This is a genomic window from Streptomyces sp. NPDC059355 (assembly GCF_042752335.1).
GTDB lineage: Bacteria > Actinomycetota > Actinomycetes > Streptomycetales > Streptomycetaceae > Streptomyces.
The window spans coordinates 23,436-48,424 of the sequence record NZ_JBHYXN010000047.1; the positions used below are offsets into that span (position 1 = coordinate 23,436).

The following is a 24,989-nucleotide window of genomic DNA, read 5'->3' on the forward strand; positions in this document are numbered from 1 at the left end:
AGGAGGCGGCCACCCTGTAGGCAGGACGGGAAGGACGAGGCCACCGAGCCGGCCCCCGGGGCCCGGCCGCGGCGCGTCCACGGGGGCGGACACCGGCGTCGGCGCGCACGATTAGGCTGAGCGTGGGCGCGGCGTCGAGGTGGGCGCCGGACCAGTGTTCGACATACCAGGAGGACCAGTGAGCGGCGATCGGAACGAGAGGCGCGGCGGGACTTGGGACGTCCCGACGGACGATCAGTCCGACGCGGAGCCCGAGGTGACGGGCGAGTTCACCATCGACTACACCCCGCCGGCCTGGTACACGCAGGGTGCGGCCCCGGCCACGCCCGTACCGGGGCTCCCCGAGGGCAGCGGTTTCGAGCCCCACCACCCGTCGGAGGTGGCCTCGCCCGCGACCATGCGGATCGCCCCTCCGGCCCCGCCCACCCCGTCGGACGGCGCGGGCGTACCGTCCCCCTTCCCGGCCCCGGCCACGCCGCTCCCGGCCCCTGCCCCGGCCCCGGCCCCGGCCCCGGCCGACAGCGCCGCCCCGGCCGCGCAGTTCCCGGCGCCGGCCCCGTTCGGCATCCCCGCTGACACGCCTCCCCCGTCGTTCCCGGCACCGGCCGACACGCCTGCGCCCGCGCCGTTCCCGGCCCCTGCCCCGGCCGACAGCGCCGCCCCGGCCGCGCCGGTCCCGGCACCGGCCCCGGCTCCCTTCGCCACCCCGGCCGACGCACCTGCGCCGCCGGCCTTCGCGGCCGCGCCGGTCCCGGCCGACGGCGCCGGCGCTCCCGTCGCCGAGGTGCCCGTTCCGGCGGCCCCGGCCCCCTTCGCGCCCCCGGCCCTCCTGGCGCCGGTCGACGCGCCCGTGCTGCCGGCTCCGGCTCCGGAGCACACGGACGCGCCCGGGCAGCTCGTCGAGGCCTCCTTCCCTGCGCCCGACCCCGTCCAGCGGCAGGACACGCCGCCCGACGGGACCCCCGTCCCGTTCGCGGGCCCCGAGCCCGCGGCTGCGGAGGGCGAGTCCCGCGACGCCGTGGCCGTACCGGAGGCCCTGACGCCCGTCAGCCCCGCGGACGCGTTTCACCCGCCCGTGGGAGCCCCCTTCGGGGGACCCGGAGGCGAACTCCCGGCGCTGCCGCCCGCGTTCCCCTCCACCGCGGCACCGCAGGACGGGTACGGGTTCCCGCCCTCCCCCGGCCCGGCCGCGCCGGCCCCCCAGGACGGCTACGGGTTCCCCCCGAACCCCGGCCCTGCCGCGCCGACGCCCGTGCCCGCGCCGCAGGACGGGTACGGCTTCCCCCCTGCCCCCGCACCGGCGCAGCCGATGCCGCAGCCCCAGCCGCCCGTGGACGCGAGCGACTACGCCTTCCCGCCCGCGCAGTCCGCGCCCGTACCGCAGCAGCCGCAGCAGCCGCAGCCCCAGCCCCAGCCCCACCAGCAGCCCCAGTACGACCCCCGTGCCAACGTCCAGTGGCCCGCCGGGCCCCAGCCGGGCCCGCAGCCGCACGATCCGCGCTACCAGCCCGGCCCCGGCACCGGCGGTGGCGCGCCCCTCGGCTACACCGCCGCGGTCGAGCTGTCCTCGGACCGCCTGCTGCGCGGCAAGCAGAAGCCCCGGCCCCAGCGCTCCGGTTTCCGGTTCGGCGGCAAGGCCGCCGAGGCCGAGCGCCTGCGCAAGCTGGAGCTGATCCGCACCCCGGTCATGTCCTGCTACCGCATCGCCGTCATCAGCCTCAAGGGCGGCGTCGGCAAGACCACGACCACCACCGCCCTCGGCGCCACCCTCGCCACCGAGCGCCAGGACAAGATCCTGGCCATCGACGCGAACCCCGACGCCGGCACCCTCGGGCGCCGCGTCCGCCGCGAGACCGGTGCCACGATCCGGGACCTGGTCCAGGCGATCCCGTACCTGAACTCGTACATGGACATCCGGCGGTTCACCTCCCAGGCCCCCTCCGGTCTGGAGATCATCGCCAACGACGTCGACCCGGCCGTGTCCACGACGTTCAACGACGAGGACTACCGCCGCGTCATCGACACGCTCGGCCGCCAGTACCCGATCATCCTCACCGACTCGGGCACCGGTCTCCTCTACTCCGCGATGCGCGGCGTCCTGGACCTGGCCGATCAGCTGATCATCATCTCGACCCCGTCGGTGGACGGCGCCAGCAGCGCGAGCACCACGCTCGACTGGCTCTCCGCACACGGGTACGCCGACCTGGTCTCCCGCTCCCTCACCGTCATCTCGGGGGTCCGCGAGACCAGCAAGATGATCAAGATCGAAGACATCGTGCAGCACTTCGAGACCCGTTGCCGGGGCGTCGTCGTGGTGCCGTTCGACGAACACCTCGCGGCCGGTGCCGAGGTCGACCTCGACCTGATGCGGCCGAAGACCCGGGAGGCGTACTTCAACCTCTCCGCGCTCGTCGCCGAGGACTTCGTCCGCGCCGCCCAGCAGGCCCCCCAGGGCCACTGGGGAGCACCTCAGCAGCCCCAGCCCCAGCAGCCCCAGGCGTACCAGCTGCCTCCGCAGCAGCCGCAGGGCCAGCCGCCGTACGTCCAGCCCCAGGGCCCGTCCCCGTACCAGCAGCCTCCGCAGCCCTACGCCCAGCCCTACCCGCAGCCCGGCCAGCCCTGGCAGCCCCAGCAACAGCCGCCCCAGCACCCGCAGCAACCCCAGCAGCCCCCGCGCGACCCGCGCCTCGGCTGACGGCCACGACAGCAGGAAGGGCCCGTACCTCCCCTGGGAGGTACGGGCCCTTGCGCGTTCGGGGGCGGTCAGCCGCCCGCGGGCCGGCTCAGCGCTCCGCGTCGTACGACTCGGTCAGCGTCCGCGCCCGCTTCACGTCGTCCGCGATGGCTTCGAGGAGGCCGTCCAGCGATTCGAACTTTGCCATGCCGCGCACGTAGGCGAGGAAGTCCACGGTCACGTGCAGGCCGTACAGGTCCAGGCCGACCCGGTCGATCGCGTACGCCTCCACGGTCCGCTCGGTGGCGTCGAACTGCAGGTTCGTGCCGACCGAGATCGCGGCGGGCATCCGCTCGCCGCCCGCCGTGAGCCAGCCCGCGTACACGCCGTCCGCCGGGATCGCGGTGTGCGGGGGCGTCTCGACGTTGGCCGTCGGGTAGCCGAGCTCGCGCCCCCGCTGGGCACCGCGTACGACGACACCCTCGACCCGGTGCGGACGGCCCAGGATCTCGGCCGCGCCGTCCATGTCGCCCTCGGCGACCAGCCTGCGCGCCAGGGTGGAGGAGAACGGCACGCCGCCGCCCGCCTCGCCGCGCTCGACCAGGTCCACGACCTCGACCTCGTAGCCGTACGTGGCACCCAGCTCGCGGAGGAAGTCGACGTTCCCGGCGGCCCGGTGGCCGAAGCGGAAGTTCGGACCCTCGATGACGGCGCGCGCGTGCAGCTTGTCGACGAGCACCTTCACGATGAAGTCGGCCGGTGAGAGCTGCGAGAACTCCGCCGTGAACGGCAGGATCAGCAGTGCGTCCACACCCAGCCCGGCCATCAGTTCGGCACGGCGGTCGTGCGGGGCCAGGATCGGCGGGTGGCTGCCGGGGCGCACGACCTCGCTCGGGTGCGGGCTGAAGGTGACGACGACGGACGGGACGCCGAGCTCGCGGGCCTTGGCCACGGCCCGCCCGATGATCAGCTGATGGCCCCGGTGCACACCGTCGTACGAGCCGATGGTGACGACGCTGCGTCCCCAGTCCTGGGGGATGCCCTCCAAGCCACGCCAGCGCTGCACTGTGACCGCTCCTCGCCCGAACCGTGTAGGCCCTTGTACTGGTTGCCGATTGCTGGTCTAAGACTGCCATGCCCGTGCCCGGGGGTCGGCATCGGCATCTGGCTGGGTTCTGTCTCCGTCATATCGGACGGTCGGCGCCCCGGCGGGGAGGGGGCAGGGGTGGCGAAAGCGCCCCCTTACGCTCCCTCCAGTCACTCCGCACGCCTGCCCGGACGGGTGAATACGAGGGCCCTGCTGGATAGAGACCTACCCGAGGGGGGTCGTGGAGCGGTGAGCGGCAGACGATGTGCGCTCACCGCTCCACGTCGGAGCGGATCGGAAGATCAGCGGGGTCGGGCGGCCGGCGGATCCGCGGATCAGGCGAAGACCGCCAGCGACTTCGCCTTGCCGCCCTTGCTCTCCACGAGCCCGAGCAGCACGCCGTCCGGTCCGTAGACCGCCACCGTCCGACCCGCGGGGTACGCGTCCGGCATGTCGATCCGCACGCCGTTGGCGAGCAGCGAAGCCCGGCGGGCGTCGAGGTCCCAGCGCGGGAAGGCCGCGGCCGCCGCCTCGCCGATCGGCATGACGGTCAGCTCCTCCTGGAGCTGGTCCAGGGTCCGCGCCCGGTCGATCTTGTACGGGCCCACCCGGGTGCGCCGCAGCGCGGTGAGGTGCCCGCCGACGCCGAGGTCTGCGCCCAGGTCACGGGCGAGCGCGCGGATGTACGTACCGCTGGAGCAGACGACGGAGACGACGAGGTCGACGACCTTGGTGCCGTCCTCGGCTTCCGCCTCCCGCATGTCGTACACCTGGAACGACGAGATGGTCACCGGCCGGGCCGGGATCTCGAAGTCCTCGCCGTCACGGGCGCGCTTGTAGGAGCGCACGCCCTTGATCTTGATGGCGCTGACCTTCGAGGGGACCTGCATGATCTCGCCGGACAGCTTGGCGATGCCCTTGTCCACGGCCTCGCGGGTCACCGCGGAGGCGTCCGTCGAGGAGATGATCTCACCCTCCGCGTCGTCCGTCAGGGTGTCCTGGCCGAGGCGGATCGTGCCGAGGTACTCCTTCTCCGTGAGCGCGAGGTGGCCGAGGAGCTTGGTGGCCTTCTCGACGCCCAGGACGAGGACACCCGTCGCCATCGGGTCGAGCGTGCCGGCGTGGCCCACGCGGCGGGTCTTGGCGATCCCGCGCATCTTGGCGACCACGTCGTGCGAAGTGAAGCCGGACGGCTTGTCGACGATGACAAGGCCGTCCGGTGTCTTCCCTGCGTTGGTGCTCATTCCGCGGCTGCGTCCTCGTCGTCATCCTCGCCCGGCTTCTTGTACGGGTCGGCGTCGCCGGCGTACTGGGCGCCGGAGGACACCTCGCGCACCTGGGCGTCGGAGGCGCGCGCCTTGTCGAGGAGGTCCTCGATGGCCTTGGCGTTCTCCGGGAGGGCGTCCGCGACGAAGGTCAGGGTGGGCGTGAACTTGGTGCCCGCCGCCCGGCCGACCGCGGAGCGCAGTACGCCCTTGGCGCTCTCGAGGCCCGCCGCCGCGCTGGCGCGGTCCTCGTCGTCACCGTAGACCGTGTAGAAGACCGTGGCCTCCCGCAGGTCTCCGGTGACCCGGGTGTCCGTGATGGTCACGTGCGTACCGAGGCGGGGGTCCTTGACACCGCGCTGCAGCTTCTCGGCCACCACCTCCCGGATGAGGTCCGCCAGCTTCTTCGCCCGCGCATTGTCGGCCACTGGTCCGTCTCCTTCTTATGTCTTGCAGTCAGTCTTCATCACCGTGCAGCCGCCGTCTCACCGACAGCAGCTCCACTTCCGGACGTGCCGCGACCAGCCGCTCGCAGCGGTCCAGTACATCCGAGAGGAACCCCGCGTCCCCGCTGACCAGAGCGACCCCTATACGGGCCCTGCGGTGCAGATCCTGGTCGCCCACCTCGGCCGCGCTCACGGAGAACTTGCGTTGGAGCTCGGCGACGATGGGCCGGACGACAGAGCGTTTCTCCTTCAGCGAGTGGACGTCGCCGAGGAGCAGGTCGAAGGACAGAGTCCCCACGTACATTCAGTTCCGGATGTCCCGCCGGTTCGGGTTCGGTGGCCTGCCAGCCGTCGCGCGGCAGGGTCACCAGAACCGTACACGCAACGGCCGGGGCCGATCGACGGATATTCCGCCGACCGGCCCCGGGCTTACGACACGGTACGAACCGCCTCGCGCTTACGCGCGGGGCTTCTCGCGCATCTCGTACGTCGCGATGACGTCGTCGATCTTGATGTCGTTGAAGGAACCGAGGTTGATACCACCCTCGAAGCCCTCGCGGATCTCGGTGACGTCGTCCTTGAAGCGGCGCAGACCGGAGATGGTGAGGTTCTCGGCGATGACCTTGCCATCGCGCAGGAGCCGCGCCTTGGTGTTGCGCTTGACCTCGCCGGAGCGGATGAGGACACCCGCGATGTTGCCCAGCTTGGACGAGCGGAAGATCTCGCGGACCTCCGCCGTACCGAGCTCGACCTCTTCGTACTCCGGCTTGAGCAGACCCTTGAGGGCCGCCTCGATCTCCTCGATGGCCTGGTAGATCACCGAGTAGTAGCGGACGTCGACACCCTCGCGGTCCGCCATCTGCGCGGCACGGCCGGCCGCACGGACGTTGTAACCGATGACGATGGCGTCGGAGCCCATCGCCAGCGAGATGTCGGACTCGGTGACCGCACCCACACCGCGGTGCAGGACGCGGATGTCGACCTCTTCACCGACGTCGAGCTGGAGCAGCGAGGACTCGAGGGCCTCGACCGCACCGGACGCGTCGCCCTTGATGATGAGGTTGAGTTCCTGCACCAGACCGGCCTTGAGAACCGAGTCGAGGTCTTCCAGGGACACCCGGCGGACGCGCTTGGCGAAGTTGGCGTTGCGCTCACGCGCAGCACGCTTCTCGGCGATCTGACGGGCGGTGCGGTCCTCGTCGACGACGAGGAAGTTGTCGCCGGCGCCGGGGACGTTGGTGAGACCCAGGACCAGGACGGGGGTCGACGGACCCGCTTCCTCGACGTTGTTGCCCTTGTCGTCGAGCATGGCGCGCACTCGGCCGTAGGCGTCGCCCACGACCATCGTGTCGCCGACGCGGAGGGTACCGCGCTGGACGAGGACGGTGGCGACGGCACCGCGGCCGCGGTCGAGGTGGGACTCGATCGCAATACCCTGAGCGTCCTGCTCCGGGTTGGCGCGGAGGTCGAGCGAGGCGTCGGCGGTGAGGACGACGGCCTCGAGCAGGGAGTCGATGTGCAGACCCTGCTTGGCGGAGATGTCGACGAACATCGTGTCGCCGCCGTACTCCTCGGCGACCAGACCGAACTCGGTGAGCTGACCGCGCACCTTGACCGGGTCGGCACCCTCGACGTCGATCTTGTTGACCGCGACGACGATCGGGACGCCGGCGGCCTTGGCGTGGTTCAGCGCCTCGATCGTCTGCGGCATGACGCCGTCGTTGGCCGCGACCACGAGGATCGCGATGTCGGTCGACTTCGCACCACGGGCACGCATGGCGGTGAACGCCTCGTGACCCGGGGTGTCGATGAAGGTGATGCGACGCTCTTCGTCGTTGACCTCGGTGGAGACCTGGTACGCACCGATGTGCTGCGTGATGCCACCGGCCTCGCCCGCGACGACGTTCGTCTTGCGGATGGCGTCGAGCAGTCGGGTCTTACCGTGGTCGACGTGACCCATGACGGTCACGACCGGCGGACGCGGCATGAGGAATTCCTCGCCGCCCTCGTCCTCGCCGAACTCGATGTCGAAGCCCTCGAGGAGCTCGCGGTCCTCTTCCTCCGGGCTGACGATCTGGACGACGTAGTTCATCTCGCCGGCCAGCATCTCGAGCGTCTCGTCGGAGACGGACTGCGTGGCAGTGACCATCTCGCCGAGGTTCATCATCACGGCGACGAGCGACGCCGGGTTGGCGTTGATCTTCTCCGCGAAGTCGGTGAGGGAGGCACCGCGCGACAGGCGCACGGTCTCGCCGCCACCGCGCGGCAGCATCACGCCGCCGACCGACGGGGCCTGCATGGCCTCGTACTCCTGGCGCCTCTGACGCTTCGACTTGCGACCGCGACGGGCGGGCCCGCCGGGACGGCCGAAGGCACCCTGCGTGCCACCACGGGCACCGGGACCGCCGGGACGGCCACCGAAGCCGGGACGACCGCCGCCACCGGCGCCGGCCGGGCCGCCGCCGAAGCCGCCGCCACCCGGACGGGGGCCGCCGAAGCCGCCGCCGCCCGCGGGACGCGAGCCGGGACCGGCCGGACGGCCGGCGAAGCCGCCGCCACCGGGACGACCTGCGCCGCCACCGGGACGTGCGCCACCGGCACCGGGACCACGGCCACCGGGGCCGCCGCCGGGACGGGGACCGGGACCACCGGCAGCGGGACGCTGCGGCATCATGCCCGGGTTCGGACGGTTACCGCCGGGAGCACCACCGGGACGCGGGGCGCCGCCCTGCGGACGGGGCATGCCGCCCGGGGTCGGACGACCCGCACCGGGACCCTGGGGACGCGGAGCGCCACCGGGACCACCCTGCGGGCGGGGAGCACCCTGGCCACCGCCGCCGCCGGGGGCACCGGGGCGGGGAGCGCCGGCCGGACGGGGCGCCTGCGGGCGCGCCATACCGGTGGAGCCACCAGAGGTGAACGGGTTGTTGCCCGGACGGGGACCGGCCGGACGGGAGCCCTGCGGACGCGGGGTCTGGGAACCGGGACCGGCGGGACGCTGTCCCTGACCGGGGGCGGTGCCGGCCGGGCGCGGGGCGCCGGGACGGGCGCCGGCCTGGCCGCCCTGGGCCGCGGGACGCTGCTGCGCCGGACGCGGGCCGGGGGTCGCACCGGGACCGGCGGGACGCTCGGTGCGCGCCGGGGCGGCCGGGGCCGCCGGGGCCGCCGGAGGCGCGGAGAACTCGGTCGCCACGGGAGCCGCCGGAGCGGGCTTCGGGGCGGCCGGGGCCTTCGGGCCGGGACGCGGGCCGGAGGCGGCCGGGGTCACCGGGGCAGCCGCGGCCGGAGCCTCGGCAGCGGCCGGCTTGGGGGCCGGTGCGCCGGGCTTCGGCGCACCGGGACGTGCAACGGCACCCGGGGTGGGAACCCCGGGCTTGGCGGGCGCGGCCTTGCGGGGCGCGCCCGGCTTCGCAGCGGACTTGCCGGCGTTGCCGCCGGGCCCCTGCAGTGCGTCAGTCAACTTGCGTACAACCGGCGCCTCGATCGTCGAGGACGCCGAACGGACGAACTCACCGAGTTCCTGGAGCTTGGCCATGACGACCTTGCTCTCAACTCCGAACTCCTTGGCGAGTTCGTATACCCGGACCTTAGCCACTTCGCTCCTTTTAGGTCCGGGTTACGCCGGACCGTCGCTACTTCATGGGCGTACTCATCGCGTACTCATCGAGTGCTCATCGCAATCTCGACCTACTTCCAACTCGCGAGGTACCTGACCGCACGGGGTATCCGTGCCGTACTACTTCTTACGGTGTCGCCTCGGCCACGACGGCCACGGCTTTGCTCAGTCCGGTCGTGTCGAGTGCTCCCGGGGACCGAAGGGCCCGGGGGAACGCTCTGCGACGGACCGCCTTGTCCAGACAGACCACGGCAGGGTGCACATAGGCGCCCCGGCCGGGCAGCGTACCGCTTGGATCGGGGACGCATTCGTCCTCGACCGCCACGATGCGCAGCAGATCGCTCTTGGCCGCTCGCTCCCGACACCCCACACAGGTGCGTTCGGGGCATGCGCGGGCTTGCGTCCGGCCAGACACGCCTAAGTCTACCTCCCCGCACCGACCTCACCCCTTCGGGCGAAAAATCGAACGGATGTTGTCGAGATCTGCTGTCTTGATCCTGTCTACCGGCCGGACAGCTCCGACCGGTACGGATTTATTCCCCGCCCCGGGCCCGGTCGGCGTCCGGGGACACCTCGGTGTCGGGGCGGATGTCGATGCGCCAGCCGGTGAGCCGCGCGGCGAGGCGGGCGTTCTGGCCCTCCTTGCCGATGGCCAGCGACAGCTGGTAGTCGGGCACGGTCACCCTGGCGGAGCGCGAGTCCCAGTCCACGACCTCGACCTTGCTCACCCGGGCGGGTGACAGCGCGTTCGCGACCATCTCCGCCGGGTCGTCCGACCAGTCCACGATGTCGATCTTCTCACCGTGCAGCTCGGCCATGACGTTGCGCACACGGGCACCCATCGGGCCGATGCAGGCGCCCTTGGGGTTGAGCCCCGAGCGGGTGGACCGGACGGCGATCTTGGTGCGGTGGCCGGCCTCGCGGGCGATCGCCGAGATCTCGACGCTGCCGTCCGCGATCTCCGGGACCTCCAGCGCGAAGAGCTTCTTCACCAGGTTGGGGTGGGTGCGCGACAGGGTCACGGACGGACCGCGGACACCCTTCGCCACCCGCACGACGTACGCCTTGATGCGGAGGCCGTGCGTGTAGTCCTCGCCGGGGACCTGCTCCTGCACCGGCAGGATGGCCTCCAGCTTGCCGATGTCGACGAGGACGTTCTTGGGGTCCTTGCCCTGCTGGACGACGCCGGTGATGACATCGCCCTCGCGGCCGGCGAACTCGCCGAAGGTCAGGTCGTCCTCGGCGTCGCGCAGACGCTGCAGGATCACCTGCTTGGCGGTCGTCGCGGCGATCCGGCCGAAGTCCGACGGGGTGTCGTCGAACTCCTTGGCCTCCTGCCCCTCCTCCAGGTCCCGCGGGTCCTCCGTCGCCCACACCACGACGTGGCCGTTGGTGCGGTCGAGCACCACGCGCGCCCGCCGGAAGCTTCCCTCGGTGCGGTGGTACGCGATGAGGAGGGCCGACTCGATCGCCTCGACGAGCAGGTCGAAGGAGATCTCCTTCTCGCGGACCAGACCCCGCAGGGCACTCATGTCGATGTCCACGGCTACGCCTCCTCTTCCTTCTTGTCCTTGCGGTTGAACTCGATCTCGACCCGCGCCTTGGCGATGTCGGAAAAAGCGATGCGTCGGGCGGTGGCCTTGCGGCCCTTCACGCCCGGGACCTCCAGGTCCATTCCCTCGTCGTCCACGTCGAGGATGCGGGCGATCAGTTCCCCGCCCTCGGCGAGCTGGAACTTCACGAGGCGGTCGATCGCCCGTACGTAGTGACGGTGCTCGGTCAGCGGGCGGTCGGCGCCCGGCGAGCTCACCTCGAGGACGTACTCTTCCTCGCCCATCACGTCGGATTCGTCGAGCTTCTCGGAGACCTCACGGCTCAGCTCGGCACACGCGTCCAGTTCCACGCCCTCGTCGGAGTCCACGATGATGCGCAGCATCCGGCGCTTGCCGGCCTTGGACATCTCGACGTCCTCGAGATCCAGGCCCTTGGCGGCGACGAGCGGCTCCAGCAATCCGCGCAGCCTGTCGCTCTGGGTGGTGCTCATCCGGGTGACTCCTCGGCCGCGTGTGCTGTTGTGTTTACGTCGCGTGTCAGGTCAAAGGGTATCCGGTCGCGGAGGGTGTTGCCGTCCGTCGTGGAGACGGAGCCCCGGGTACGGTGATCACACCCTGCCCCGCCACCACCTTCGAGGACGTTTCCGTGCCCTGGACTCCGCCTTCGCGGCCCTCTCGCAGGAGCCTGCTCGCCGGCGCCGCCGGCGTGGCCGGCGCCGCGCTGCTCACCGGGTGCTCCGACGGGGGCGGCTCACCGGACACCGGTGGCGGGCTTCCACTCGAACGGCGGATGCGCGAGACGGCCGTTCGGGAGAGCGAACGGCTGCTGGAACGTTACGACGCCACGGCCGCCGCCCATCCGGCCCTGGCCGCGCGCCTCTCGCCGCTGCGCTCCGCGGTCGCCGCGCACGCGGGGGCACTGGCCTCCGCGGACGCCGCGCCCGGCAGGACCCCGGGCTCCGCCCCGCCGTCCGCGACGCCGTCGTCCGCCGCGGCCGGCGCCCCCGTGGTGAGTGCCGATCCCGTGCCGCCGAAGCCCGAGGAGGCCCTGACCGCCCTGGCGGACGCCGAGCGGAGCCTCGCCGAGGCGCGGACCGTCACCCTCGCCGGGGCGCCCGGGGAGCTGGCCCGGCTGCTGGCCTCGGTGGCCGCCTGCGGCGCCGTGCACGCCTACCTGCTGACCTCGCCCCAGGGAGACAAGCCGTGACCCCCGAACCCTCCTCCGCGAGCCGCGCCCTGGAAGCGGTGCAGGCCGCGCTCGCCGCCGAGCACGCGGCCGCCTACGGCTACGGGGTCATCGGCGCCCGGGCGGCCGCCGGCCGGTCGGCCGAGGCCCGCGAGGCGTACGGCGGCCACCTCTCGCGCCGGGACGCGCTCGCCCGGACGGTGCGCGAGATGGGCGATGCGCCGCGGCCCGCGGAGGCGGCGTACGCACTGCCCTTCGAAGTGCGCGGCCCGGCCGACGCCGAGCGGCTGGCCGCCGAGATCGAGGACCGGGTGGCGGGCGCGTACTCCGATCTGGTGCGGGCGGCCGACGGCCGGCTGCGCCGCGAGGCGGCCGACGCGCTGAGCGCCGCAGCCGTCCGCGCGGCACGCTGGCGCGGGGTCGGCGTAGCCTTCCCTGGGCTCACGGAACGTGGAGAACGAGCCCGGACCAGCTGAAAGGGATCACGCACGCATGGCTTTCGAACCGCCGCAGCGGCTTGTACGGGCGCTCGGCGAGACGCCGGATTCGGCGCAGAACGCGGACTGGCTGGGGCAGTTGCCCCGGCTCGCCGAGGAGGCGCCGGCCCGGCGTGGGGTGCGGGTCCAGCGGGTGCAGGCCCCCGGCGGCCGGAGCAGTCTGGTCCTCCTCGTCCACTACGCCGACGGGACGCCGGCCGCGCTGAAGCTGGCTCCCCCGCCGGCCCGGCCCGACCGGGAGCTGGCCGCGCTGGCGCACTGGGGCGGCTTCGGCGCGGTACGGGTGCTCGACACCCGCCACCACGAGGAGGACGGGGCGCTGCTGCTGGAGCGGCTCCACCCGGAGGTCTCGCTGCGCTCCCTCCCGGACACGAAGGCCCTGCTGGAGGCGTGCGGGACGCTGCGCAGGCTCTGGGTGACCCCGCCGGCCGGGCACCCGTTCGAGACGGTGGCCGAGCGCACGGCGCAGCAGGCGGAGCTCCTGCGCAAGGCTCCGCCGGAAGCCGGGGCGCTGGCCTCCTCGGCGCTCGCGGTCCGCGAGGAGCTGACCGCGCTGCCCGGTGAGGAGCTGCTGCTGCACGGGAACTTCCGGCAGGGCAAGGTGCTGGCGGGCGAGCGCGCGCCGTGGCTGGCGGTGGGGCCCGATCCGCTGGTCGGGGACCGTGCGTACGACCTGGCGCGGCTGGTCCGGGACCGGCTGGAGGATCAGGTCGCCTCCTCGGCGGGGGCGGCGGGGGCCCGGCGCCGGGTGAACAAGCTGGCCGACTCCCTGGAGGTGGACCGGGACCGACTGCGGGGCTGGACGCTGTTCCGCGCGGTGGAGTCCGGCAACCGGGCACTGGCCGCGGGACGGCGCCGGGAGGCGGAGCTGCTGCTGGAATTCGCGACCTGGCTGTAGGGGGTCTTTCGGACCGGGCCGGGCTCTTGGGCGTCTGCCCTGATCCGAAAGACACTCCCTGGGCATACCGTGGATACGGGGTGCCTCGTGGATTCCGGTCGGCGCCCCGCGGGAGGCCGGCATGCTCCAGGAACTGCTGACAGCGGGACTCGCGGCGGCCGCGGGAGTCGCGGTGTACTCGGGTGTGGCCGCACGCGTGGTGCGGCAGTACGAGCGGGGCCTGGTCTTCCGCCTCGGCCGCCTGCGGCAAGGGGTCCGGGGGCCCGGTTTCACCATGATCCTCCCGTTCGTCGACCGCATGCGGAAGGTGAACATGCAGATCGTGACGCTGCCGGTGCCCGCGCAGGAGGGCATCACGCGGGACAACGTCACGGTGCGGGTGGACGCGGTCGTGTACTTCAAGGTCGTGGACCCGGCGAACGCGATCATCGAGGTCGAGGACTACCGCTTCGCGGTCTCGCAAATGGCGCAGACCTCGCTGCGCTCGATCATCGGCAAGTCCGACCTGGACGATCTGCTGTCCAACCGGGAGCAGCTGAACCAGGGGCTGGAGCTGATGATCGACAGTCCGGCGGTGGGCTGGGGCGTGCAGATCGACCGGGTCGAGATCAAGGACGTCTCGCTGCCGGAGACGATGAAGCGGTCGATGGCGCGGCAGGCGGAGGCGGACCGCGAACGGCGGGCGCGCGTCATCAACGCGGATGCCGAGCTGCAGGCTTCGAGGAAGCTGGCCGAGGCGGCGGCGGTGATGTCGGAGCAGCCGGCGGCGCTGCAGTTGCGGCTGCTCCAGACGGTGGTGGCGGTGGCCGCGGAGAAGAACTCCACGCTGGTCCTGCCGTTCCCGGTGGAACTTCTGCGCTTCCTCGAGCGCGCGGCCCCGGCGCCGGGCGGGACGGAGCCGCCGCCCCTGCCCCTGGTCACCGGGCCGGACCCGGGCCCCGACCCCGACCCCGACCCCGCCGAGCCGGAAACGGACTGACCGCGGGGCCGGGCGGCGGGAGGCGGATCAGGCCGTCGTCAGGCGGGCGAGGGCTTCGGCCAGGGGGAGTTCCTCGCGCGTGCCCGTGGCGCGGTGCTGGAGTTCGACCACCTCGTCGGCGGAGCGGCGGCCCGCCACCAGGATCCACGGGACGCCGATCAGCTCCGCGTCCGTGAGCTTCACGCCCGGGGACAGGCCCGGGCGGTCGTCCAGCAGGACCCGCAGCCCGGACCCCGCCAGGGCCTCGGCCGCCTGCTCCGCCAGCGCGAGCGGTACGGCCTTGCCCGCCGCCACGACGTGGACGTCGGCCGGGGCCACCTCCGCCGGCCAGGCCAGCCCCCGTTCGTCCGCGGTCTGTTCGGCCAGCGCGGCCACCGCCCGCGAGACGCCGATGCCGTACGAGCCCATCGTGACCCGCACCGGCTTGCCCTCCCGGCCGAGCACGTCGAGCCCGAAGGCGTCCGCGTACTTGCGGCCCAGCTGGAAGATGTGGCCGATCTCGATCGCGCGGTCCAGCCGGAGCCCGGCGCCGCAGCGCGGGCAGGGGTCGCCCGGCTCGACGACGACCACGTCGAGGTACCGGTCCACCTCGAAGTCCCGCCCGCAGACGACGTTCCGGGCGTGCGTGTCCGCCTTGTTGGCGCCGGTCACCCACGAAGTGCCGGGCGCGACACGGGGGTCGGCCAGGTAGCGGACCTTGCCCAGGCCCTGCGGGCCGACGTAGCCGCGTACCAGGTCGGGGCGGTCGGTGAAGTCCTCGGCGGTCACCAACTCCACCACCGCGGGGGCCAGATGCTCACCGAGCTTGCCGAGGTCCACCTCCCGGTCGCCGGGTACGCCGACGGCCGTGATCTCGCCGTCGACCTTCACCAGGAGGTTCTTCAGCGTCGCCGAGGCGGGCACGCCCAAGTGCGCGGCGAGGGTCTCGATCGTCGGGGTGTCGGGGGTGTCCACCTCCTCGATCGGGGGGTGCTCGGCGTCCACCGGGGTCGGCGCGAAGGTCACGGCCTCCGTGTTCGCCGCGTAGTCGCAGGACGGGCAGTCGACGAAGGTGTCCTCGCCGGCCGGCGCGGGCGCCAGGAACTCCTCCGACGCCGAGCCGCCCATCGCGCCCGACACCGCGGACACGATGCGGTGGTCCAAGCCGAGGCGTTCGAAGATGCGCTGGTACGCGGCCCGGTGGAGGGCGTACGACTCGGCGAGCCCCTCGTCGCTCACGTCGAAGGAGTACGAGTCCTTCATCTGGAACTCGCGGCCCCGCAGCACGCCGGACCGCGGCCGGGCCTCGTCACGGTACTTGGTCTGGATCTGGTAGAGCATGACCGGCAGGTCCTTGTAGGACGTGCACTGGTCCTTCACCACGAGGGTGAAGATCTCCTCGTGGGTGGGGCCGAGCAGGTAGTCCGCGCCCTTGCGGTCCTTGAGGCGGAAGAGCAGGTCCCCGTACTCCGACCAGCGTCCGCTGACCTCGTACGGCTCCTTCGGCAGCAGCGCCGGGAGCAGCACCTCCTGGGCGCCGATCGCGTCCATCTCCTCGCGGACGATGCGGGAGACGTTGTCGAGGACCTTCTTGCCGAGCGGCAGCCAGGCCCACACACCGGCGGAACTGCGGCGGACGTATCCGGCGCGGACGAGGAGCCGGTGGCTGAGGGTCTCGGCGTCGGCCGGGTCCTCGCGGAGGGTCTTGGCCATGAGGCGGGACATGCGCTGCACGTGTTGCGATGACATGTCGGGAGGCTACCGGGGGTGCCCGGCCCCCCGGAAACCGTTTCAGGGGCGGCGCAGCGGCAGCGGGGCGCCCATCACGGCGTACGGGAGGCTGGCACTCGGGAAGTGCACCTGGCGGGCCAGGTCCGTGTAGCCGAGGGCCCGGTAGAGCCCGCGGGCCGGACTCTCGGTGTCGATGGCGGAGAGGATGGAGCGGGGCTCCTCGGCGGCGTCGGTGAGCCGGGTGATGAGGGTGCGGCCGACTCCGCGGCCCTGGAAGCCGGGGTGGACGTGCAGCTCGGTGATCACGAAGGAGCGGTCGAGCCATCCGTCGACGCCTTCGGACCGCAGGTACGGCTCGACGACGGAGGACCACCAGTACGCCCGGTCGTTCGGCATCCCGTACACGAACCCGGCGAGGGCGCCGTCGTCGGTGAACGCGCCGAGGGCGCGGGCTCCGCGGCAGGTCATGTGGCGCTGCACGATGTAGCGCCGGATGCCGACCTCCTCCGGGCTGAGCCCGAAGGCCACGGCCTGCACGCGCAGGGCCTCGTCCACGCGGCCGGCGAGGTCGAGGGGAGCGATGCGGAGTCCGGCGGGCCGGTCGGGGCCGTCGCCCTCGGGGGTAGGCAGCATGCCGCGACCTTACTGGGCGTCCCGCGCCGGCGTCCGTACGGCCCCCGTACCCGCGCGCACCCGGTGAGGCCTTCCGCGGCCGGGCCGTGCGGGCGGCGCGTTCAGAACAGCACGCTCATGAACGTGCCCACCTCGCGGAAGCCGACGCGGCGGTAGGCGGCGCGGGCCGCGGTGTTGAAGTCGTTCACGTAGAGGCTGACCACGGGAGCGATGTCGCGCAGTGCGAAGTCGACGACCGCGGCCATCCCGGTCTCGGAGTGCCCGCGGCCGCGGAACTCGGGGTCGACCCACACGCCCTGGATCTGGCAGGCGCGGGCGGTCGCGGCGCCGATCTCCGCCTTGAAGACGACCTTGCCGTCCTCGATGCGGGCGAAGGAGCGGCCGGTGCCGACCAGCTCGGCGACCCGGGCCTGGTAGAGCAGCCCGCCGTCGCCCGCCATCGGCGAGACGCCGACCTCCTCGGTGAACATGGCCACGCACGCCGGCATGATCACGTCCATCTCGTCCTTGAGGATCCGGCGCACGAGCGGATCGGGACGCACCTCGGCGGACGACTGCTCGGTGACCATGAGCGGCTGGTGGGAGCGGACGTCACGGGCGGGTCCCCAGCTGGGTTCCAGAAGCCGCCACAGCAGCCGGGTGGCCTCGGCCGGGCCGACGATGGAGGAGCAGCGGCGGCCGGTGCGGCGGGCCCGGTCGGCGAAGGCCCGGACGGCGTCGGCGTCGGCGCAGACGGGGACCAGGTTGGCGCCGGCGTAGCAGAGGGAGCGCAGCCGGCCGTCGGCGTAGTAGCCCCACATCTCGCCGCCCAGGCGCCACGGGTCGAGTCCGGCGACCTGGACCCGGGAGGTGACGAAGGCGTTCTCGACCGGCTCGCGTCCGAGGACTTCGAGGGCGGCGTCGAGATCACTGGGCTCAAGGACCCGGGTGGTGGTCTGCGTCAACACTGGGGCCTCACCATACAAGTCTGCTGATCTCCGCACTGTACCCGGCGTCACCGGAGGATGCCTGGTCCCACGGGTCACGAAAAAGCCCCGGCCCCGCCCGCGAGCTGCGGGAACGGGGCCGGGGCCGATGCGTGCGGGGTGCCGGGCGCGGGGCCCGGGCGACCGCCGTGCTCAGACGCCGATGGCGACGCTGGGCTCGCCGGAGGCGACGCCGTCCTTCTCCATCTGCTCGGCGATCTTCATCGCCTCTTCGATGAGGGTCTCCACGATCTTCGACTCGGGGACGGTCTTGATGACCTCGCCCTTCACGAAAATCTGGCCCTTGCCGTTGCCGGAGGCGACGCCGAGGTCGGCCTCGCGGGCCTCACCCGGGCCGTTCACGACGCAGCCCATGACCGCGACGCGCAGCGGGACCTCCATGCCCGTGAGGCCCGCCGTGACCTCCTCGGCCAGCTTGTAGACGTCCACCTGAGCGCGGCCGCAGGACGGGCACGAGACGATCTCCAGGCGGCGCGGCTTGAGGTTCAGCGACTCCAGGATCTGGATGCCGACCTTGATCTCCTCCACCGGCGGGGCCGAGAGGGAGACGCGGATCGTGTCGCCGATGCCCTCGGAGAGCAGCGCGCCGAAGGCCACGGCGGACTTGATGGTGCCCTGGAAGGCCGGGCCGGCCTCGGTGACGCCGAGGTGCAGCGGGTACTCGCACTGGGCGGCGAGCTGGCGGTAGGCGTTGACCATGACGACCGGGTCGTTGTGCTTGACCGAGATCTTGATGTCGCTGAAGCCGTGCTCCTCGAAGAGGGAGGCCTCCCACAGCGCGGACTCGACGAGCGCCTCGGGGGTGGCCTTGCCGTACTTCTTGAGCAGTCGCGCGTCGAGGGAGCCGGCGTTGACGCCGATCCGGATCGGGGTGCCCGCGTCCTTGGCGGCCCGCGCGATCTCCTTGACCTTGTCGTCGAACTGCTTGATGTTGCCGGGGTTCACGCGGACGGCGGCGCAGCCGGCGTCGATCGCGGCGAACACGTACTTGGGCTGGAAGTGGATGTCGGCGATGACCGGGATCTGCGACTTCTTCGCGATCACGGCGAGCGCGTCGGCGTCGTCCTGCGTCGGGCAGGCCACGCGCACGATGTCGCAGCCGGAGGCGGTCAGCTCTGCGATCTGCTGGAGCGTGGCGCCGATGTCGGAGGTCCGGGTGGTCGTCATCGACTGCACCGAGATCTGTGAGTCGCCGCCGACGGCCACCGAGCCGACCTGGATCTTGCGGCTGACCCTGCGGTCGGCAAGCTTCGTCGGCACGGCCGGCATTCCGAGTGAGATGGCAGTCATCTGCTGTGCAACCCCAAGGTGTGGATCAAGGTCCCGAGATCGGCGGGCTCCAGGCTTCGAGATTACGCCAATCACGGGGACGCTCACGCATCCGAGGGGCCGGAACACCCGAACGTAGGGAGCCGGGCACGAAGCGTGCCCGGCTCCTCTACGGCTCCTGTACGTCGCGCACGGGTGCGGACGTACTAGGTGATCTTGATCGGGTTCACCACGTCGGCCACGAGCACGAGCAGCGTGAAGCAGACGAACACTCCGGCCACCACGTACGCGGCCGGCATCAGCTTCGCCACGTCGAACGGGCCCGGGTCGGGGCGCCGGAACACGCGCGCCACGGTGCGCCGGACGGACTCCCACAGAGCCCCCGCGATGTGCCCGCCGTCCAGCGGCAGCAGCGGGAGCATGTTGAACAGGAACAGCGAGAGGTTGAAGAACCCGACGAGCTGGAGGAAGAACACCAGCCGCTGCTCGGCCGGGATGTCCAGGGTGGCGATCTCGCCGCTGATCCGGGCCGCGCCGACGATGCCCATCGGGGAGTCGGGCTCGCGCTCGGCTCCGCCGAAGGCCGCGTTCCACAGCGCCGGGATCTTGGCGGGCAGCTTGACCAGCCCCTGGACGCTGTTGTCGACGACCTCGCCCATGTGGTCCACGGACTGGCCGAAGGACAGCGGGGCGATCTCGCTCTTCGGGGTGAAGCCGAGCCAGCCGGCCGTCACGTACTCGCCCTTGACGTACCCACCGTGGCCGTCGGTCTTGGCGACCTTGTTCTCGATCAGGTTGACGGGGAGGGTCTGCTGCTGCCCGCCGCGCACGACCGTCACGGTGGCGGGACCGACGGTGTTGCGGATCTGCTTCTGCAGGGCGGCCCAGTCGGTCAGCTTGCGGCCGTTGAACGCCACGATCCGGTCACCCGCCTGCAGCCCGGCGGCCTTGGCCGGGGCGACCGGATCCCCCGCCTTGCAGACCTCGCGCTTCTCGCTCTGCTGGATGACGCACGGCGAGACGTTCGCGACCTGCGTGGTCGTCTGGCTGATGCCGAAGCTCATCCAGACGCCGAAGAAGATCGCCAGCGCCAGCACCAGGTTCATGAACGGGCCCGCGAACATCACGATCACGCGCTTCCACGGCCTGCGCGTGTAGAACAGCCGCGTCTCGTCGCCGGGCTGGAGCTCCTCGTACGCCGCCGAGCGCGCGTCCTCGATCATCGAGCGGAACGGCGAGGTCGACCGGGCGGTCACCTTGCCGTCCTCGCCGGGCGGGAACATCCCGATCATGCGGATGTAGCCGCCCATCGGGATGGCCTTGATCCCGTACTCGGTCTCGCCCTTGTTCCGCGACCAGATGGTCGGGCCGAAACCGACCATGTACTGGGGCACGCGGATGCCGAAGAGCTTGGCCGTGGAGAGATGGCCGAGCTCGTGCCACGCGATGGAGACGAGCAGGCCGAATACGAAGATGAGTATTCCGACCACCGTCATGAGTGCTGTCATGCGCGCGCCTCCACGGCGGCCCGGGCCGCCATCTCCTGTGCCCGGGCCCTGGCCCAGGTCTCCGCTTCGAGGACGTCCGCGACGGTCAGGGAAGTTCCCGCGTCCGGCATCCCGTGCTCATCGACCACGGCAGAGACCGTATCCATGATTGCTGTGAACGGCAGCCGACCGGCCAGGAACGCCTCGACGCACTCCTCGTTCGCCGCATTGAACACGGCGGGGGCGGTGGAGCCCAGGGTGCCCACGTGCCGGGCCAGGCCGACCGAGGGGAAGGCCTCGGTGTCCAGCGGGAAGAACTCCCAGGTCGAAGCCTTGGTCCAGTCGAACGCGGGGGCCGCGTCCGGGACGCGCTCGGGCCAGCCGAGGCCGATCGCGATGGGTCCGCGCATGTCCGGCGGGGTGGCCTGGGCGAGCGTGGAGCCGTCGGAGAACTCCACCATCGAGTGGACGTAGGACTGCGGATGGACCACAACCTCGATGCGGTCGAAGGGGATGTCGTAGAGCAGGTGCGCCTCGATGACCTCCAGCCCCTTGTTGACCAGCGTCGCCGAGTTGATGGTGATCACCGGGCCCATGGCCCAGGTGGGGTGCGCGAGGGCGTCCTCGACGGTGACTCCGGCCAGCTCGGCGCGGGTACGGCCGCGGAAGGGGCCGCCGGAGGCGGTGACCACGAGCTTGCGGACGTCGGCCCGGGTACCGGCGGCGAGGGCCTGGAAGAGGGCCGCGTGCTCGGAGTCGACCGGGATGATCTGGCCGGGCTTCGCGAGGGCCTTGACCAGCGGGCCGCCGACGATCAGCGACTCCTTGTTGGCCAGGGCCAGGGTCCGGCCGGCCCGCAGCGCGGCGAGGGTGGGCGCGAGGCCGATGGAACCGGTGATGCCGTTGAGGACGGTGTGGCACTCGGACGCGGCGAGCTCGGTCGCCGCGTCGGGCCCGGCCAGGATCTCGGGCAGCGGCTCCGAAGCGCCGTACTGGGCGTTCAGGGCCTCCTTCAGGGCCGGTACGACGTCTTCGCGGGCGACGGCCACGGTGTTCACCCGCAGCTGCCGGGCCTGCTCGGCCAGCAGCCCGACGCGCCCGCCGGCGGCGGACAGGGCGGTCACCCGGAACCGGTCCGGGTTGCGCAGGGCGAGGTCGATGGCCTGGGTCCCGATGGACCCGGTGGATCCGAGGATGACGATGTCCCGCCGGCCGGCCGCGGGGTCGAAGAGGAGGTGCGGATCGGCAAGGGGGGCTGGGCGGTCGCTCATGCCCCCCATTGTTGCCGCAACTCAGGGGCGCGTGGACACGGAGTCCCCGTCGGTGACCCGCAGCAGCAGGTGCGGGAGCGTTCCGGCGAAGTCGGGGAGGGTGCGGGCCACCCGCCACCAGGCGTCCGGGTCCTCGCCGAGGGCCAGTGCGAACAGCCGGTCCGCCTCGGCGCGGGCGGCGAGCACGGCCCCCGGGCGGTCGTGCCGGTCGGGGTGGTCCACGTCACCGAGGCAGTGGTCCTCGTCCAGGGCCCAGCAGGCGGGCAGTTTGTGCCGGACCACGTCGGCGCCCGTGAGCAGGCCCCGGTCCAGGCAGTCCCGCACCCAGCGGATGTCCTCCTGGACGGTCTCCATCGGGACGGCGAGGCTGGCCAGGGCCAGTTCCCGCTCCACTCCCCCGGTCACCGGCTCGGCGGCGGTCGGGGCCAGGTGGCGTACGGCCCGCGCGAGGGCCCCGTCGGTCGCGGCGGCGGGCGCGGCCGGGCCCTGCCGTCCGGGCGGGCTTCCCGCGACCACGGCGGCCACCAGCTCCGGCAACGACCCCTCGAAGCCGGGGGCGTGCCGCAGCAGTTCGGACCAGAGCCGGGGGTCGTCCCCGAGCGGGGCCAGCGCGCGGGCGACGGCCGTCCGCATCCCCGCCTGTTCGGGCAGGTTCCAGCGCAGGCCCGGGCCGGGCGGGAGATGGGCGAGGAGCAGCGTGTGGCGGGCCGGGGCCACGTGGGCGACGAGCTCCTCGTGGGTGAGCCGGCATCCGGACGGCGCGGACGGCGGGCCGGTGCCAGGAACGCCCGTCCCGCGCGGCGGCGGGGGTGGCGAGCAGCGCCCGTACGGTCTCCTCGGGGAGCTCCGCGGCGAGCAGGAGCGCCTCGACGGCGCCGGCCGGCAGCGGCTGCCGGGCGTGCTCGGCGGCCGGCTCGCCCGGGTCGAGTACGTACGGGAGCCGCAGGACGTCGAGGGCGACGCGGGGCCTGCGCCTGCCGTGCCGGCGCAGCAGGCCGATCAGCTCCGCGGTGGTGAGGGGGCCCTCGGCGGGGTCCCGGCCGAGCTCGGCCCGCAGGACGGGCGGCAGTTCGGGCGGGGTCCGGCGGCGGGCGTACCGGGCGGGGCCGGGCAGCCCGGGCAGGGGCCGCCCGACCACGCGGGGGTTGCGGGCTATGAAGTGGCGGTCCGCCTCGCTGCCGTGGCGCAGGAGCAGCGTGACGGCGGAGGCGGGGAGCCACTCGTCGCGGCACAGGTACTTGCGGGTCGGCCCGTCGAGCCGGCCCAGCAGGTCGAGGGCGATGTGGTCCGGTGCGTGGCGCAGGACGTGCGCCACGCACCAGGCCAGCCGCCGGCTGCCCCGGTCTTCCACGGCCGTCGACATCGCTGTCCGCCTTGCCCTCGTGCCGATGGGCGTACGCATACGCCCACCCGTACCCGTGCACCCGTACATCAGTGCGCCTGAGGTCGATCCTCTCAGGTCAGCGGAGGGGACGGTGCACGTTTTTGTGGGTCGACGGGCCGGGAGCGGCGTCCGCGATCCAGGGGCCGTCGCCGGAGGGGTCGAGCACGCCTTCCTCGAGCCAGGTGTAGGTGCCGGACAGGACGCCCGCGACGACCTTGCGGTCCAGGTCGTCGGTGTTGGACCAGAGCCGCCCGAAGAGCTCCTCGACGCGGATCCGGGACTGCCGGCAGAAGGCGTCGGCCAGCTGGTAGGCCTCGCGGCCGTGCTCCCCGGAGGCCCGCAGGTGCTCGGCGCGCACGCAGGCCGCGCTCATGGCGAAGAGCTCGGCGCCGATGTCGACGATCCGGCCGAGGAAGCCCTGCTTGGTCTCCATCCGGCCCTGCCAGCGGGACATGGCGTAGAAGGTGGAGCGGGCGAGTTTGCGGGCGCTGCGCTCGACGTAGCGCAGGTGGACGGAGAGGTCGGGGTGGCCGCCCGGGTGGAAGGCCCGGTACGTGCCGGGAACGTGGCCGGGGCCGGTGGCCAGCTTGGGCAGCCAGCGGGCGTAGAACCCGGCGGCGCGGGCTCCGGCCCTGGCCTTGTCGCCGAGGGCCTTCTCGGGGTCGATGAGGTCGCCGGCGACCGACAGGTGGGCGTCGACGGCCTCGCGGGCGATCAGCAGGTGCATGATCTCCGTGGAGCCCTCGAAGATCCGGTTGATCCGCAGGTCGCGCAGCATCTGCTCGGCCGGGACGGCGCGCTCTCCGCGGGCGGCCAGCGATTCGGCGGTCTCGAAGCCGCGCCCGCCGCGGATCTGGACGAGCTCGTCGGCCATCAGGCAGGCCATCTCGCTGCCGTAGAGCTTGGCGAGGGCGGCCTCGATGCGGATGTCGTTGCGGTCCTCGTCGGCCATCTGGGAGGCCAGGTCGACGACGGCCTCGAGGGCGAAGGTGGTGGCGGCGATGAAGGAGATCTTGGCGCCGACGGCCTCGTGCCGGGCGACCGGGCGGCCCCACTGCTCGCGCACGGCGGACCATTCGCGGGCGATCTTCAGGCACCACTTCCCGGCGCCGACGCACATGGCGGGCAGCGACAGCCGGCCGGTGTTCAGCGTGGTCAGCGCGATCTTCAGCCCGGCGCCCTCGGCGCCGATGCGCTGCGCCGCGGGCACCCGGACCCGGTGGAAGCGGGTGACGCCGTTCTCCAGGCCGCGCAGGCCCATGAAGGCGTTGCGGTGTTCGACGGTGATCCCGGGGGAATCGGCCTCGACGACGAAGGCGGTGATCCCGCCGCGGTGGTTCTCCGACTTCGGCACGCGGGCCATCACCACCAGCAGGTCCGCGACGACCCCGTTGGTGGTCCAGAGCTTCACCCCGTCGAGGACGTACGCGTCCTCGCCGTCGGGCACGGCGGTGGTGGCCAGGCGCGCCGGGTCGGAGCCGACGTCCGGCTCGGTGAGCAGGAAGGCGCTGATGGCGGTGGTCGCGCAGCGCGGCAGGTAGGTTTCCTTCTGCTCCTGCGTGCCGAACATCTTCAGCGGCTGCGGGACGCCGATCGACTGGTGCGCGGAGAGCAGGGCCCCGATGGCGGGGCTGACGGAGCCGACCAGGGCCAGCGCCTTGTTGTAGTACACCTGGGTGAGGCCCAGGCCCCCGTACTTGGGGTCGATCTTCATGCCGAGGGCGCCGAGCTCCTTGAGCCCGCGCACGGTCTCGTCGGGGATCCGCGCCTCGCGCTCGATGCGCGCGCCGTCAATCTCGGTCTCGCAGAACGCCCGCAGCCGGGCCAGGAAGGCCTCGCCGCGCCGGACGTCTTCGTCCGCGGGCATCGGGTGCGGGTGGATCAGGTCGAGCCGGAAGTGCCCCAGGAAGAGTTCCTTGGCGAAGCTGGGCTTGCGCCAGTCCTGTTCCCGGGCTGCTTCCGCGACCTGCCGCGCCTCGCGCTCGGTCACCTTGGGCTGTGTTGCGGACATGAGGGGACTCACCTCGCCGCCGGAGTCGGTGGGACCG

At 72.6% G+C, this 24,989-nt stretch carries 22 protein-coding genes; 6 read left to right on the plus strand and 16 right to left on the minus strand.

Annotated elements, in window-relative coordinates; all coding sequences use genetic code 11:
- Positions 1 to 178 precede the first annotated feature (178 nt).
- Complete coding sequence (locus ACFXGI_RS32000; protein ID WP_384714315.1) at positions 179 to 2,695, plus strand: SCO5717 family growth-regulating ATPase; 2,517 nt, start codon at positions 179 to 181, stop codon at positions 2,693 to 2,695.
- A gap of 88 nt (positions 2,696 to 2,783) precedes the next feature.
- Here ACFXGI_RS32000 and ACFXGI_RS32005 read toward each other — a convergent pair whose 3' ends face one another.
- The 8 genes from ACFXGI_RS32005 to rimP form a co-directional block, all read right to left on the minus strand.
- Positions 2,784 to 3,740 carry a bifunctional riboflavin kinase/FAD synthetase gene (locus ACFXGI_RS32005; RefSeq protein WP_384714318.1) on the minus strand — a complete coding sequence of 319 codons (957 nt, stop codon included), beginning with the start codon at positions 3,738 to 3,740 and terminating at the stop codon, positions 2,784 to 2,786.
- A gap of 356 nt (positions 3,741 to 4,096) precedes the next feature.
- On the minus strand, positions 4,097 to 5,005 hold the full coding sequence (gene truB / locus ACFXGI_RS32010; protein ID WP_384714321.1) for a tRNA pseudouridine(55) synthase TruB: 909 nt from the start codon (positions 5,003 to 5,005) through the stop codon (positions 4,097 to 4,099).
- Complete coding sequence (gene rbfA, locus ACFXGI_RS32015; protein WP_384714324.1) at positions 5,002 to 5,454, minus strand: 30S ribosome-binding factor RbfA; 453 nt, start codon at positions 5,452 to 5,454, stop codon at positions 5,002 to 5,004. The genes truB and rbfA overlap by 4 nt, the downstream gene beginning before the upstream one ends.
- Positions 5,455 to 5,482: 28 nt before the next feature.
- On the minus strand, positions 5,483 to 5,776 hold the full coding sequence (locus ACFXGI_RS32020; RefSeq protein ID WP_030651158.1) for a DUF503 domain-containing protein: 294 nt from the start codon (positions 5,774 to 5,776) through the stop codon (positions 5,483 to 5,485).
- A gap of 153 nt (positions 5,777 to 5,929) precedes the next feature.
- Positions 5,930 to 9,067, minus strand: a complete 3,138-nt coding sequence (gene infB, locus ACFXGI_RS32025; RefSeq protein WP_384714327.1) for a translation initiation factor IF-2 — start codon at positions 9,065 to 9,067, stop codon at positions 5,930 to 5,932.
- 148 nt (positions 9,068 to 9,215) lie between these two features.
- Positions 9,216 to 9,503, minus strand: coding sequence for a YlxR family protein (locus ACFXGI_RS32030; RefSeq protein WP_384714330.1), 288 nt, complete (start codon positions 9,501 to 9,503; stop codon positions 9,216 to 9,218).
- Positions 9,504 to 9,621: 118 nt separating this feature from the next.
- Positions 9,622 to 10,632 (minus strand): transcription termination factor NusA, encoded by a 1,011-nt coding sequence (gene nusA / locus ACFXGI_RS32035; protein WP_384714333.1) that lies wholly within the window; start codon positions 10,630 to 10,632, stop codon positions 9,622 to 9,624.
- A gap of 2 nt (positions 10,633 to 10,634) precedes the next feature.
- Positions 10,635 to 11,132, minus strand: coding sequence for a ribosome maturation factor RimP (gene rimP / locus ACFXGI_RS32040; protein WP_384714336.1), 498 nt, complete (start codon positions 11,130 to 11,132; stop codon positions 10,635 to 10,637).
- A 113-nt stretch (positions 11,133 to 11,245) separates the two neighbouring features.
- Here rimP and ACFXGI_RS32045 point away from each other — a divergent pair, with 113 nt between their 5' ends.
- From ACFXGI_RS32045 to ACFXGI_RS32060, 4 genes are all read left to right on the plus strand, one after another.
- Positions 11,246 to 11,848, plus strand: a complete 603-nt coding sequence (locus ACFXGI_RS32045; RefSeq protein WP_384714339.1) for a hypothetical protein — start codon at positions 11,246 to 11,248, stop codon at positions 11,846 to 11,848.
- Positions 11,845 to 12,303 carry a ferritin-like domain-containing protein gene (locus ACFXGI_RS32050; RefSeq protein WP_384714341.1) on the plus strand — a complete coding sequence of 153 codons (459 nt, stop codon included), beginning with the start codon at positions 11,845 to 11,847 and terminating at the stop codon, positions 12,301 to 12,303. The genes ACFXGI_RS32045 and ACFXGI_RS32050 overlap by 4 nt, the downstream gene beginning before the upstream one ends.
- Positions 12,304 to 12,319: 16 nt before the next feature.
- On the plus strand, positions 12,320 to 13,222 hold the full coding sequence (locus ACFXGI_RS32055; protein WP_384714344.1) for an aminoglycoside phosphotransferase family protein: 903 nt from the start codon (positions 12,320 to 12,322) through the stop codon (positions 13,220 to 13,222).
- Between the two features lie 121 nt (positions 13,223 to 13,343).
- Complete coding sequence (locus ACFXGI_RS32060; protein WP_384714347.1) at positions 13,344 to 14,201, plus strand: slipin family protein; 858 nt, start codon at positions 13,344 to 13,346, stop codon at positions 14,199 to 14,201.
- Positions 14,202 to 14,228: 27 nt separating this feature from the next.
- Here ACFXGI_RS32060 and ACFXGI_RS32065 read toward each other — a convergent pair whose 3' ends face one another.
- The 7 genes from ACFXGI_RS32065 to ACFXGI_RS32095 form a co-directional block, all read right to left on the minus strand.
- Entirely contained in the window at positions 14,229 to 15,929 is a 1,701-nt protein-coding gene (locus ACFXGI_RS32065; RefSeq protein ID WP_384714350.1) for a proline--tRNA ligase, read from the minus strand.
- Between the two features lie 42 nt (positions 15,930 to 15,971).
- Positions 15,972 to 16,544, minus strand: a complete 573-nt coding sequence (locus ACFXGI_RS32070; RefSeq protein WP_384714353.1) for a GNAT family N-acetyltransferase — start codon at positions 16,542 to 16,544, stop codon at positions 15,972 to 15,974.
- Positions 16,545 to 16,645: 101 nt separating this feature from the next.
- The gene (locus ACFXGI_RS32075) at positions 16,646 to 17,491 is read right to left on the minus strand and encodes a GNAT family N-acetyltransferase (RefSeq protein ID WP_384714356.1); all 846 of its coding nucleotides are present in this window, start codon (positions 17,489 to 17,491) and stop codon (positions 16,646 to 16,648) included.
- A 171-nt stretch (positions 17,492 to 17,662) separates the two neighbouring features.
- Entirely contained in the window at positions 17,663 to 18,820 is a 1,158-nt protein-coding gene (ispG, locus tag ACFXGI_RS32080; protein WP_384714359.1) for a flavodoxin-dependent (E)-4-hydroxy-3-methylbut-2-enyl-diphosphate synthase, read from the minus strand.
- 185 nt (positions 18,821 to 19,005) lie between these two features.
- Complete coding sequence (locus ACFXGI_RS32085) at positions 19,006 to 20,307, minus strand: M50 family metallopeptidase (RefSeq protein WP_384714362.1); 1,302 nt, start codon at positions 20,305 to 20,307, stop codon at positions 19,006 to 19,008.
- Positions 20,304 to 21,557: a 1-deoxy-D-xylulose-5-phosphate reductoisomerase gene (gene dxr, locus ACFXGI_RS32090; RefSeq protein ID WP_384714365.1), complete on the minus strand. Its 1,254-nt coding sequence runs from the start codon at positions 21,555 to 21,557 to the stop codon at positions 20,304 to 20,306. The genes ACFXGI_RS32085 and dxr overlap by 4 nt, the downstream gene beginning before the upstream one ends.
- A 21-nt stretch (positions 21,558 to 21,578) precedes the next feature.
- Positions 21,579 to 22,274: a hypothetical protein gene (locus ACFXGI_RS32095; protein WP_384714368.1), complete on the minus strand. Its 696-nt coding sequence runs from the start codon at positions 22,272 to 22,274 to the stop codon at positions 21,579 to 21,581.
- Between the two features lie 58 nt (positions 22,275 to 22,332).
- Here ACFXGI_RS32095 and ACFXGI_RS32100 point away from each other — a divergent pair, with 58 nt between their 5' ends.
- Positions 22,333 to 23,001: a hypothetical protein gene (locus tag ACFXGI_RS32100; protein WP_384714371.1), complete on the plus strand. Its 669-nt coding sequence runs from the start codon at positions 22,333 to 22,335 to the stop codon at positions 22,999 to 23,001.
- A gap of 16 nt (positions 23,002 to 23,017) precedes the next feature.
- On the opposite strand, the gene ACFXGI_RS32105 is transcribed toward ACFXGI_RS32100, so the two are convergent.
- A complete protein-coding gene (locus tag ACFXGI_RS32105; RefSeq protein ID WP_384714374.1) occupies positions 23,018 to 24,952 on the minus strand; it encodes an acyl-CoA dehydrogenase family protein in 1,935 nt (644 codons plus the stop codon).
- Between the last annotated feature and the right edge of the window lie 37 nt (positions 24,953 to 24,989).

Coding starts and splice junctions, on each gene's coding strand:
- ACFXGI_RS32055 (WP_384714344.1), top strand. CDS start 12,320: ATGGCTTTCGAACCGCCGCAGCGGCTTGTACGGGCGCTCGGCGAGACG.
- truB (WP_384714321.1), bottom strand. CDS start 5,005: ATGAGCACCAACGCAGGGAAGACACCGGACGGCCTTGTCATCGTCGAC.
- ACFXGI_RS32085 (WP_384714362.1), bottom strand. CDS start 20,307: ATGACAGCACTCATGACGGTGGTCGGAATACTCATCTTCGTATTCGGC.
- ACFXGI_RS32065 (WP_384714350.1), bottom strand. CDS start 15,929: ATGTCATCGCAACACGTGCAGCGCATGTCCCGCCTCATGGCCAAGACC.
- dxr (WP_384714365.1), bottom strand. CDS start 21,557: ATGAGCGACCGCCCAGCCCCCCTTGCCGATCCGCACCTCCTCTTCGAC.
- ACFXGI_RS32070 (WP_384714353.1), bottom strand. CDS start 16,544: ATGCTGCCTACCCCCGAGGGCGACGGCCCCGACCGGCCCGCCGGACTC.
- ACFXGI_RS32060 (WP_384714347.1), top strand. CDS start 13,344: ATGCTCCAGGAACTGCTGACAGCGGGACTCGCGGCGGCCGCGGGAGTC.
- rimP (WP_384714336.1), bottom strand. CDS start 11,132: ATGAGCACCACCCAGAGCGACAGGCTGCGCGGATTGCTGGAGCCGCTC.
- ACFXGI_RS32105 (WP_384714374.1), bottom strand. CDS start 24,952: ATGTCCGCAACACAGCCCAAGGTGACCGAGCGCGAGGCGCGGCAGGTC.
- ACFXGI_RS32020 (WP_030651158.1), bottom strand. CDS start 5,776: ATGTACGTGGGGACTCTGTCCTTCGACCTGCTCCTCGGCGACGTCCAC.
- ispG (WP_384714359.1), bottom strand. CDS start 18,820: ATGACTGCCATCTCACTCGGAATGCCGGCCGTGCCGACGAAGCTTGCC.